The sequence below is a fragment of the Xanthomonas axonopodis genome (assembly GCF_001304695.1).
In the GTDB taxonomy this organism is placed as follows: Bacteria; Pseudomonadota; Gammaproteobacteria; order Xanthomonadales; family Xanthomonadaceae; genus Xanthomonas; species Xanthomonas axonopodis.
This window is the reverse complement of record NZ_JFAQ01000125.1, coordinates 1-10,958: the sequence shown is the minus strand read 5'-3', so window position 1 is coordinate 10,958 and position 10,958 is coordinate 1. Positions and strand designations below refer to the sequence as shown.

The window sequence follows — 10,958 nt, the reverse complement described above, 5'->3', positions numbered from 1 at the left end:
ATCTTTGATCGCCACGCCGCTTTCGGCCTCGCGCAAAAAGCCAATGATTTGTTCCTCGGTAAAACGCTTCTTCACGTCCAATCTCCTTCAGGTAGGGAATTGGACTCCAAACTGGCGTGCTACTCAAAATCGGGGGGACGTCGCAGGCACCGCACAGGCGAGTGGCTTGCCGGGAGCTTGCGGAGGTCAACCTGAGCCCGCTACACCGCGCGCCTTCGGTCGACTGGGCAGAGACGGACCACTTGTTCGTACAACTTGCATAGCTGCTGACGCAGGACCGACTCCGGACCCAACCGAATTTTATTCCACGTATCGTTTAAAATCGGGACAAAGCCAAGGCAGCTTATGCTGCACGCCAAGAATCGTCTTTCCAATACCTTTAACGGCTGATGCAAGGCTCTTGTTACCTTCGACTCGGTCGGTGCGCTGGTACTCTTTGGCGTTTATTTCGTAAGTTGTGCTTCGACTGATAGCCATCAATGAATTAACGATGATGGAATCGTCATCATGTTTATGCTTTTTAGTCTCAGCGGTTGGCCAGGGAAAATGCCACCCCACTAAGGTCCCGTCTGGCAGGGCGTCGTTGAGGAATGGAGAGCAGGAGCCACATGGTTGTCTCTCGGTATAGACACCGAGGATCTGCGTTCCTTCCGCCGCAACTTCATTGGCCAATCGCTTGGGCACTTCAGTACCTTGACCGGGGGTCCAATTAGGCAAGGCAATCGAGCGCAGACCCACCTGCCCATTGAGCATCATCCAGACTTCCTTTTCCGAATGATATTGATTACTTCGGGTAGTGGTCATCATGATAGGCCCATTTTCAACCTGCCACCAGAAAGTAGCATAATTCACACCGGTGAAGTCTTCATTACTTCCCCGTAATGTGCGACATTCCGCCGACCATGGACTATTGCGGTAAGCGGTAATAAGGTTTTGATGGCCGGCGCCGAGCCAGACCGACTGAAATGCCATAACATTCATCCTTTATCGAATCAGCAGGAAATATTATTTTAATTCGTATGCAAACGCGTTGCGCCCGCCAAGTACGTTGACGCCGTTAATAGTGGGTCCGGAAATCATACGATCAAGGAACTTTCGCCCAATTTCCGGCAACATCGAATTGGTCAAAATCGCATCGATCATCCGCCCGCCCGATTCGCTCTCTGTGCATCGCGAGACCACCAGCTCCACCACCGATTCGTCGTACTCGAACGGAATCTTGTAACGCTCCTCGATCCGCTGCTTGATGCGGTTCAACTGCAGCCACACGATCTGCGCGAGCATGGCGTTGCTCAGCGGGTAATACGGAATCGCCACCAGCCGGCCGAGCAATGCCGGCGGAAAGACTTTCAACAACGGCTCGCGGATGGCCTTGGCCATACCTTCCGGGTCTGGCACCAGTTCCGGGTCGGCACACAGGCTGGCGATCAGCTCGGTGCCGGCGTTGCTGGTGAGGATGATCAAGGTGTTGCGGAAGTCGATGCGGCGGCCTTCGCCGTCTTCCATCCAGCCCTTGTCGAAGACCTGGAAGAACAGTTCGTGGACGTCCGGGTGCGCCTTCTCCACTTCATCCAGCAACACCACCGAGTACGGCTTGCGACGCACCGCTTCGGTCAGCACGCCGCCTTCGCCGTAGCCGACGTAGCCCGGGGGTGCGCCCTTGAGCGAAGAGACGGTATGCGCCTCCTGGTACTCGCTCATGTTGATGGTGATCAGGTTCTGTTCGCCGCCGTACAAGGTTTCGGCCAGGGCGAGCGCGGTTTCGGTCTTGCCGACGCCGGAGGTGCCGGCGAGCAGGAACACGCCGATCGGTTTGTCCGGGTTGTCCAGGCCGGCGCGGCTGGTCTGGATGCGCTTGGCGATCATCTCCATGGCGTGGTCCTGGCCGATCACGCGCTTGGCCAGTAGTTCGGGCAGGCGCAGGACGGTGTCGATCTCGTTGCGCGCCATGCGTCCGACCGGGATGCCGGTCCAGTCGGCGACCACGGCGGCCACCGCCTGGTAATCGACCGTGGGCAGGATCAGCGGCGATTCGCCCTGCAGTGCGGCCAGTTCGGCCTGTACCAGTTGCAGGCGCGCTAGCAGCGTGTCGCGATCAATTTGTACCGGTGCTTCGAGCACGGCGGTGTCGCCAGACGCCGCCTGCGCGGCATCGGCATCGGTGTCAGCCTCAGCCTCCGCTTCCAACGCACTGCCAGTGCCTTCCACCGGCGCAGTGCCGCTACGCAGTTGCGCACGCAGCGACAACAGTTCATCGACCAATGCTTTCTCGGCAACCCAGCGCTGCTCCAGATCACGCAGGCGACCGTGCTCGCTTTGCAGCAGGCCGGCGCACGCCGCAGCACGCTCATCGACCACGATGCCGATGGCACGCTCGCGCTCGATGATGGCGTGCTCGGTCTCCAGCGCTTCGATCCGGCGGCGGCTATCGTCCACTTCGGCCGGGGTGGCGTGCAGGCTGACCGCCACGCGCGCGCAGGCGGTGTCGAGCAAGCTCACCGATTTGTCCGGCAGCTGACGCGCCGGGATATAGCGATGACTGAGCTTGACCGCCGCTTCCAGCGCTTCGTCGAGAATCTGCACGCGGTGGTGCTGTTCCATCATCGAGGCGACACCACGCATCATGCGCACCGCCTTGGCCTCGTCCGGCTCATCCACCTGCACGGCCTGGAAGCGCCGGGTCAGTGCAGGATCTTTCTCGATGTATTTCTTGTACTCGGCGAACGTGGTCGCGCCCACCGTGCGCAAGGTGCCGCGTGCCAGCGCCGGTTTGAGCAGATTGGCGGCATCGCCGGTGCCGGCGGCACCGCCGGCGCCGACCAGGGTGTGGGTTTCGTCGACAAACAGAATGATGGGCTTGGGGCTGGCCTGCACGTCGTCGATGACCGCGCGCAGGCGCTGTTCGAACTCGCCCTTCATGCTGGCGCCTGCCTGCAACAGGCCTACATCCAGCGTGCGCAGTTGCACGTCCTTCAATGCTGGCGGCACGTCGCCACGGGCGATGCGCTGGGCGAAGCCTTCCACCACCGCGGTCTTGCCGACACCGGCCTCGCCGACCAGGATCGGGTTGTTCTGGCGGCGGCGCATCAGGATATCGACCACCTGGCGAATCTCGTCGTCGCGGCCGATGATCGGGTCGAGCTTGCGCTCGCGCGCTTGTGCGGTGAGGTCGGTGGTGAATTTTTTCAGTGCTTCCTGCTTGCCCATGGCCGCCGGCGCGATGGCGCCGCTGGCCTCGCCAGGTGCAGCTGTCTGGCCGAGCGAAAATCCATCGCTGGGTAGCAGGCCATCTTCCGGCGAGCCGGCCACGATCTGCGCAAAGTGTTCGTTGAGCACCGCGGGCTTGAGCTTGTCGAACTCCCCGGAGATCGCGAGCAATGCATTGCGCAACCCACGCACGCTCAACATGCCGACCACCAGGTAGCCGGTGCGCACCTGTGCCTCCCCGAAGCTGAGCGAGGCATACACCCAGCCGCGCTCCACCGCTTCTTCGACATTGGCCGATAGATCGGTGACGGCAGTCGAGCCGCGCGGCAAGCCATCCAGGGCGGTGGTGACATCGCGTGCCAGCGTGGAAGGATTGAGCTGGAAGTGCTTGAGGATGCGGTGCAGGTCCGAGTCCTGCAGCTGCAGCAACTGATGCAACCAGTGCACCAACTCCACGTAGGGGTTGCCGCGCAGCTTGCAGAAGACGGTGGCGCTTTCGATAGCGCGATAGGCCAGCGGGTTGAGCTTGCCGAACAATGCGGCGCGGCTGATGTCTGCCATGGGAACTCCAGGGAAAGGCGGAAACTAAAGAGAAGGGTCAGGACGGCGCGAGCACGAGCTGGTCGGCATCGACCGGGCGACGGTAGTGACCGAGCCAGAGCGACAAGCCCATGCGCTGGCCCTGCCCCATCAGCGGCAACGGCACATCCTGGCGTGCCAGCACCAACTGCAGGTCCCAGGCCTGCTCGTCGCCCACGTAGTCACGTACGGCGGCGGTGAGCACATCCAGCGCGTCGCCGCCGGGCAGGAACTCGCGGTAGCGCGCGATGTCCAGCGGGCCGATGCGCAGGCGAAAGCGATGCTGGGCATTGCGCGCCAACGCGCCCAGCGTGGCTTCCCGGCCCAGGCGCGCGGCCGCCAGCCCCATGCGCAAACGTCCCTCGTCGGGCAACGGCAGCCAGTTGGCGACGAACTCCTGCACCTGCACGGGGACGTCGAACAGGCCGACCAGGACCGCACGCAAGCCTTCGGCATTGCGTGCCTGGGCGACGAACCGGCCGGCGAAATGGCGACGCGCGGCGAGTGGCATCGCATCGCGCCCACGGAGCGCGGGCTGGTCCACACCGGTCAGCGCATCCAGCCGCGCACCGAAGCAGTCTTCGCCCGGGCGGTCCATCTGCACGGTGGGACGCGCGTCGGCCCAGGCGCGATACCACAGCGCGATCATGCGATGGTGAAAAATGTCGGCGAACGCGGCGAAGGTCGGGTCGCCGGCAAGTTCTCGCTCGATGGCGTGTTCGGTCAAGTGCAAGGGCAACGCGCCATGCGGGCCGAACAAGCCCAGTGCCAATGTGCGCAGCGTTGGCGGGCGACCGTCCACGCCAGCGTGCAGGCTGTCGATGTCGCGCGCAGGAAATTCCAACGACGCGCGCTGGCCCAAGCGCACAGACTCCTCCAGCGGCCGAGCTGCCTGGCCCAGCCGCGGTTGCATCGGATGCGAGCACTCCAGCCACCGCATCGCTTCGAACAGTTCGAAGTCCTGCGGGTGCGCATCCAGTCGCGCTAGTAGCGCTACAGAATCGGTCGATTGCCGAGATGGGCTGGCCATCGGGCGACCTCGTTGCGTTCGAGCGTGCACAGCACGGTCTCGGTAAAGGAATTCAGCGACGCCTGGCGAGCGAACACATGCCGCAGCACCGAGGCAAGCAAATAAACGCCCTGCCCTTCGAAGGCGGCGTCGTCGCAGGTCAGGGTGATTTCCAGCCCGCGACCGTAGGTCGCCGGGCCAGGCACGGGAATGCGCCGCACGATCGCGCGCGAGGCGATACGACGCACGCCGTCCACCTGCCGCCGCGCCGCCGCATCGTGCGGGTCGTGGTACAGCGTGAGCATTTCGCGCAATGCGGTGGCGCCATTGTCGCCGGCATCCAACAGCGAGAGATAGTTCAACTGCAGATGGCTGATCAGGCGCCAGCGGGTGTCGCCGGCGGTGATGCCCGAGCGCGGTCGTGTCGGCCCGGCCACGCAGCGGATCGATGCCACCGGGCCGCCGTCGTCGAGTACGAAGTCGGTGTTGGACTTGCCCACCGGCATATGCAGCGGCAGGTCGCGATTGCTGCACCACAGCTGCATGCCCAGTTGCCGCAGCTGGTGCGGATACGGCGCTTGGTCGCCATCGACCAGCGACAGGAATACCTCGCTGCCGACATAGCTCGAACGTGGACCAGTGCGATGCTGTGCGGTCGACAGCCGCCGTGGCTGCCGTCGCAAGGCATAGAAGGCCGAGCGTCGTTCATGCCAGCTGCGCGGCTGCGCGCCATAGAACGGCTCGAAGTGCTGCATCGGCGCATTGCCATCGCCGAAGCCTTCGACCTGTTCCACGCCATGGATCTCGAAATCCATCGGCCGCGTGCGGTCGGCCAGCACATGGTGCTCGGAGATACCGGGGTGCAGGTGGATACGGTCACCGCGCCGAGGAAACAGGTTGATGGCCGGGGTGCAGTGCAGGCGGAAGTTGCTCGCATCCACCGCGTTATCGAGCCGCTCCACGGCGCGATCGAACCACACCAGGATCTCGAACTCGGCGCACGCCGCGCGCGGCAGCACCTGCGCCAGGCCGTCGAAGGTGGCGAACATAAAGCGCTCCGGGCAGGCGAAGTATTCCTGCAGCAGGCGATAGCCGCTGAAGGAGCGCTCGCTGCGCGGCAGCAGGGCCTGCTCGTCATCGAAGCCCTGCGGCTGCAGATGCTCGGGGCCGAACGCGCGTCTGAGCGGTTGCCCCTCCGCGGAACGGGCGCGCACCACGAATCCCAGCGCATTGGCATGCAGCTGTTCGTAGAGGGTGCCGGCCAGCCCATCGGCACCGGTGATGAAGATCGGCAGCGTGTCCAGCGCCAACATGTCCAGGCGCAAGCCGGCGTGCACGTTGAAGACCAGGCGCAGGCCGGCGCGCGCACGCGGCTCGACCGGCACGCCGAGCGTAGCCAGCGCTGCCGGCGAGGCCAGGTAGCTGGCGGCGGTCATGCGCAGCGGCAATAGCGTCACCGCATGCGCGGTGCGGTATTCGCAGGCGGTGCGGTCGCCATGCCCCATCAATGAGCGCAGCGCGCTGCCGCGCGGCACCACATGCCCTGCTGGGCCGATGCCCTCGCCTTGCTCCGGTTGCAGCTCCACCACGGCCATCGACGGCACCGGCGAGAGGAAATGTGGATACAGCATTTCCGTCAGGTGCTGTGCGAATACCGGCTGCTGGGCTTCCAATTCGACTTGCACGCGCGCAGACAGAAACGCAAACCCTTCCAGCAGGCGTTCGACATACGGGTCGGCGCAGTCGATGCCGCTCATTCCGAGCCGGCCAGCGACCTTCGGATACGCCTGCGCGAACTCCGCACCCATCTCGCGGACGTGCTGCAACTCGCGGTTGTAGTGATGGAGCAGACGCGGATCCATGGCTCAGTGCGCCCTGGACGACAGACTGAAGCGACCGGTTTCCAGGTCGAGATCGGTGCGCAGGTACAGCGCAAGCGGCAGCGGCTGTGCCCACAGTTCAGAATCGATGACAAAGGACAGCGACATGCGGTCCATGCGCCCGGTGTCCACTTTCGCGGTGACCTGCAGGCTGGCTGCAGCAAGCCGAGGCTCGAAGGCCACAATTGCCGCACGAATGCGGTTCTGCAGTTCGATCACGTCCAGCCCGACCAGGCGGGCGCCGGCCAGATCGGGAATGCCGTAGTTGAGCACCGAGGTAGCGACATGCGGATACGCCTGCAGCGCATCCTCGTGCCAGTGGCGGGTGCAGTTGAGCAACCAAGCCAGGTCGCGCATGACGCAGTCGCGCAGCTTGGCCGGGCTGATCGCCCGCGCGTCGCGGCTTTCCGCCAGCTCATGCCGGCAGTCATCGATCAATCTATCCAGCAGCGAGGGCTGCAACCGCTCTTGTTGGGTCAGTTCGACCATGGCGCGCCCACCGCGGCGGTGTCGAATTCAATGTGCCGAATGTCGCGCACGGGGTAGTCGTCTTCGCTGCCGGCCAGCAGGCGCTGCCCCAGACCGCATGCGGACAACTCCTCGCCCTCCCAGGCGGTGCGCTGGCCGAGACGGATCGCGCCGTCTTCACTGTGTTGGCTGCCGGGGTAACGGCACGGCACCACGCCACGACTATGCGTGCCGTTGCGCCATTGGATCTCCACAGCCTGCCAAAGCAGGTCGCGCAAGCTAATGGGAGCCTCGAAGCGCAGGCTGCGCAGTTGGGCAAACGGCACCCAGGCGTAACCCGCTTCAAGGATGACCTCCAGACAGGGGCCAAACCGCGGATCGGCGTCCGCTAGCCAGTCAAAACGTTGGCCATCGATGTGGCCAGCGATGGCATCGGCTTGCGCAAGCGCCAGGACACGCCGTCGCGTGGCCTGCCCTGGCTCACCGTCGCGATCATGGTGCAATGCCTGCAGCAGATCGTGCTGCCACGGCGGTACCTGACCGGGCATCAGCGGCATCATGCGGCCGGCCAGCACCTGCTCGCGTTCCAGTTCGGCGTCGAGGATGCGCGCATACGCACCGGCGACCCCGCCCCAGTCCTGGTCCAACTCTGCGGCCAGCTGCACCTGCTGCTTCGCCCGCTGCCACTGCCCGGCCACGGCCAGCAATTGGAACAACCCGATGCATCGGCCGGGCACTGCCGCACCCAGTCCTTGGCGGTGGCCAGGGATTGCTCGGGGTTGCCCGCCTTGAGCTGGCGGGCGCAGGCTTGTTCGGGATGGACGGTGGACATCGACATCGGCGCTCCGGTCGGGGGATGCGTGGGACTCAGGACTTCTTCACTTCCTGCATGTTGAACGTGAAGTCCTTGCTGCCGCCCTGCTTCTTGCCCTTGTCGTCCTGCGGCTGGAACGAGTACTTGAACTTGCCGAAATGCAGGGTCACGTTCTCGGTCAGACGATCTTCGCCGCCGCTGCCACCGGTGGAGACGGAGGTGATCATCACGCCTTCGCTGAGTTCGATGGTCACGTAGTCGGTCTGCTCGCCGGTGGCATTGGTCACGTACAGCGTGGCCGTATCCACACGTGCACCGGTGCAGCAGGCATTGAGCAAGGCGTTGGAGCAGCTGTCGACGTACTTGGTGATGGAAATATTCTGCACGTTGGCCTTGCCGCCGGCGGCATAACCGGCGCCGGTGTGGAGGTTGCCGGTGTTGCTGGCGCCCCACGACCAGGCAATGATCGGCACTTCGTCCTTGTGCTTGGCATGGTTGGACGCGCCCTTGATCTCGACGTCGCCCGAGCCGAATTTGAGATGCATATCGAAAGCCATGGAACTTCTCCAGTAGTGGGTGGTGCAGTAGGGAAACCCGTTCCCGCGGCCAGGACGGCTGCAGGTTCAGCCTTGCAGTAGAGCCAAGCGCGCGCCGATCAGGCGGCCTGCGCCGAGGGCAGCCGCGAGACCAGGCGCAGCGAGACCGTCAGGCCCTCCAGCTGATAATGCGGACGCAGGTAGAACTTGGAGGTGTAGTAGCCGGGATTGCCCTCGACTTCTTCGACCACCACCTCGGCAGCGGCCAATGGCTTGCGCGCCTTGGTTTCTTCGCTGGAATTGGCCGGGTCGCCGTCGACGTAGTTCATCACCCAATCGGTCAACCAGCTCTGCATCTGCTGGCGCGTGCTGAACGAGCCGATCTTGTCGCGCACGATGCACTTGAGGTAATGCGCGAAGCGGCAGCAGGCGAACATGTACGGCAGGCGTGCGCTCAGCGCCGCGTTGGCGGTGGCGTCCGGGTCGTCGTATTCCTCGGGCTTGCCCAGCGACTGCGCACCGATGAAGGCGGCCATGTCGGTGTTCTTGCGATGCACCAGCGGCATCAGGCCCATCTTGTCGAGCTCGGCGGAACGACGGTCGGTGATGGCGACTTCGGTGGGGCACTTCATATCCACACCGCCGTCGTCGGCCGGGAAGGTATGCGTCGGCAGCCCCTCCACTGCCCCGCCCGATTCAACGCCGCGAATACGGGTGCACCAACCGTATTGCTTGAACGAACGGTTGATGTTGACCGCCATCGCGTAGGCTGCGTTTTGCCAGGTGTAGTGCGACGAATCGGCACCCTGAGTGTCTTCTTCGAAGTCGAACGCTTCCACCGGATCGGTTTTGGCCCCGTATGGCAGACGCGCCAGTGTGCGTGGCATGGCCAGCGCCAGGTATTTGGCGTCCTCGCTCTGGCGCAACGAACGCCATGCCGCGTAATCGGGGGTGGAAAAAATCTTGGCCAGATCGCGCGGGTTGGACAGCTCGCTCCAACTCTCCATGCCCATCAGGCCGGGACCGGCAGCGGCAATGAAGGGCGCATGCGAGGCGGCGGCGATCTGGCTGATGCCGCGCAGCGTGTCGACATCCTGGGGGCTATGGTCGAAGTGGTAATCGCCGACCAAACAGCCGTAGGGTTCGCCTCCCAGCTGACCGTATTCGGCTTCATAGATTTTCTTGAATACCGGGCTTTGATCCCAGGCGGTGCCCTTGAAACGCTTGAGGTTCTTGGCGAGTTCCTTCTTGGATACGTTGAGCACGCGGATCTTCAACTGCGTATCCGATTCGGTATTGCTGACCAGATAATGCAGACCGCGCCATGCGCCCTCCAGCGCCTGGAACTGTGGAGCGTGCAGGATGAGGTTGAGTTGCTCGGTGATCTTGCGGTCGATTTCGGCAACGTAGGCATTGATCGTCTGCGCAACGTCGTCGCTGATGATGTCGCTGCGCTCCAGCACCTGCTCGGCCAGGGTGCGCACAGCCAGCCGCACTTCTTCGCCGGCGCGTTCGCTACGCGGGCGGAATTCGCGGTTCAACAAGGCCGCAAAGTCGTCGGACTGGGTCGCCTGTGGCTGAGCGTCGGCGAGGTCTTGGGAAGCAGAAGGGTGTCGGGTCGCCATGGGGTTACTCATCCGTCGACTTGGGGGCCGCGACCAGCGCACGCAGCAGGGTGGGATCCTTGATCGCATCGGCGATCAAGCGCTCGGCACCGGCCTTGCCGTCGAGGTAAGTGCCTAGATTGGCCAGCTGGGTACGCGCTTCCAGCAGCTCGGCCAGCGGTGCCACCTTTTTCACGACCGCGCTGGGCGAAAAATCGTCCAGGCTGTCGAAGGTGATATCGACCGGTAACTCGCCGCTGCCGGTGAGGGTATTGGCAACGCTCATTGCCACCCGCGGCTGCATGGCACGCAGCCGGCTATCGAAGTTGTCGACATCGATTTCCACTGCCTCGCGTGCTTCCAGCGCTGGCAGGTTCTCCGTATTGGCGCCAGACAGATCCGACAACACCCCCATGACGAACGGAACCTGCACCTTCTTCTGCGAGCCGTAAATCTCGACGTCGTATTCGATCTGCACGCGAGGCGCGCGATTCCTGGCAATGAACTTCTGACTGCTGCTGCGAACGGACATGCGGCCTCCTGTGATCTGCATGGTTGCTGGGCGCTGCTCTCGCAGCGACCGTGTGGCAAAGGCGTATCCCTTGCACCCGATGCGCATCGTGTGCGCTGCCACATGCGCAGTGAAATCGAACGTCGGGATGGCAGGTATGGATGTGCGTGATGGGCCTTCCGTAGCAACACCGTGTGGGCGGCCGGCACGTTGCGATGATTCCTGGCATGCCCGCAAAGAAGCTGATTGCGCTGCGAACGGCCGCTCGCCTGCGCGGCTCCGAAGGTGGGGCCGGACATCAAGAGCAGCTGATAGACCTCATATGCGGCCGCTAGGTATTTGATCCCATG

The 10,958-nt window shown here is 63.6% G+C and carries 8 protein-coding genes and 2 pseudogenes; all 10 read right to left on the bottom strand.

Features of this window, described 5'->3' with window-relative positions; all coding sequences use genetic code 11:
- A pseudogene (locus tag XAXN_RS23675) lies at positions 1-75 on the bottom strand (transposase); the annotation flags it as partial.
- Between the two features lie 225 nt (positions 76-300).
- Positions 301-972: a hypothetical protein gene (locus tag XAXN_RS21395; protein ID WP_164514246.1), complete on the bottom strand. Its 672-nt coding sequence runs from the start codon at positions 970-972 to the stop codon at positions 301-303.
- Positions 973-1,005: 33 nt separating this feature from the next.
- On the bottom strand, positions 1,006-3,768 hold the full coding sequence (gene tssH / locus XAXN_RS12175) for a type VI secretion system ATPase TssH (protein ID WP_054319732.1): 2,763 nt from the start codon (positions 3,766-3,768) through the stop codon (positions 1,006-1,008).
- Positions 3,769-3,805: 37 nt separating this feature from the next.
- On the bottom strand, positions 3,806-4,816 hold the full coding sequence (gene tssG, locus XAXN_RS12170) for a type VI secretion system baseplate subunit TssG (protein ID WP_054319731.1): 1,011 nt from the start codon (positions 4,814-4,816) through the stop codon (positions 3,806-3,808).
- Complete coding sequence (gene tssF, locus XAXN_RS12165) at positions 4,780-6,657, bottom strand: type VI secretion system baseplate subunit TssF (RefSeq protein ID WP_054319730.1); 1,878 nt, start codon at positions 6,655-6,657, stop codon at positions 4,780-4,782. The genes tssG and tssF overlap by 37 nt, the downstream gene beginning before the upstream one ends.
- 3 nt (positions 6,658-6,660) lie before the next feature.
- Entirely contained in the window at positions 6,661-7,164 is a 504-nt protein-coding gene (gene tssE, locus XAXN_RS12160) for a type VI secretion system baseplate subunit TssE (protein WP_054319729.1), read from the bottom strand.
- Positions 7,152-7,975, bottom strand: a pseudogene (locus tag XAXN_RS12155) (type VI secretion system accessory protein TagJ). The gene tssE and the pseudogene XAXN_RS12155 overlap by 13 nt, the downstream one beginning before the upstream one ends.
- A 35-nt stretch (positions 7,976-8,010) precedes the next feature.
- Positions 8,011-8,514: an Hcp family type VI secretion system effector gene (locus tag XAXN_RS12150; RefSeq protein ID WP_054319728.1), complete on the bottom strand. Its 504-nt coding sequence runs from the start codon at positions 8,512-8,514 to the stop codon at positions 8,011-8,013.
- Positions 8,515-8,612: 98 nt separating this feature from the next.
- Positions 8,613-10,130, bottom strand: a complete 1,518-nt coding sequence (tssC, locus tag XAXN_RS12145) for a type VI secretion system contractile sheath large subunit (RefSeq protein ID WP_054319727.1) — start codon at positions 10,128-10,130, stop codon at positions 8,613-8,615.
- A complete protein-coding gene (gene tssB / locus XAXN_RS12140) occupies positions 10,123-10,650 on the bottom strand; it encodes a type VI secretion system contractile sheath small subunit (RefSeq protein WP_134980449.1) in 528 nt (175 codons plus the stop codon). Before tssB ends, tssC begins: the two co-directional genes overlap by 8 nt.
- Positions 10,651-10,958: the final 308 nt, after the last annotated feature.

What these genes read in the sequence shown, in the direction of transcription:
- XAXN_RS21395 (WP_164514246.1), bottom strand. Translation starts at nt 972, where the DNA reads ATGGCATTTCAGTCGGTCTGGCTCGGCGCCGGCCATCAAAACCTTATT.
- tssH (WP_054319732.1), bottom strand. Translation starts at nt 3,768, where the DNA reads ATGGCAGACATCAGCCGCGCCGCATTGTTCGGCAAGCTCAACCCGCTG.
- tssG (WP_054319731.1), bottom strand. Translation starts at nt 4,816, where the DNA reads ATGGCCAGCCCATCTCGGCAATCGACCGATTCTGTAGCGCTACTAGCG.
- tssF (WP_054319730.1), bottom strand. Translation starts at nt 6,657, where the DNA reads ATGGATCCGCGTCTGCTCCATCACTACAACCGCGAGTTGCAGCACGTC.
- tssE (WP_054319729.1), bottom strand. Translation starts at nt 7,164, where the DNA reads ATGGTCGAACTGACCCAACAAGAGCGGTTGCAGCCCTCGCTGCTGGAT.
- XAXN_RS12150 (WP_054319728.1), bottom strand. Translation starts at nt 8,514, where the DNA reads ATGGCTTTCGATATGCATCTCAAATTCGGCTCGGGCGACGTCGAGATC.
- tssC (WP_054319727.1), bottom strand. Translation starts at nt 10,130, where the DNA reads ATGAGTAACCCCATGGCGACCCGACACCCTTCTGCTTCCCAAGACCTC.
- tssB (WP_134980449.1), bottom strand. Translation starts at nt 10,650, where the DNA reads ATGCAGATCACAGGAGGCCGCATGTCCGTTCGCAGCAGCAGTCAGAAG.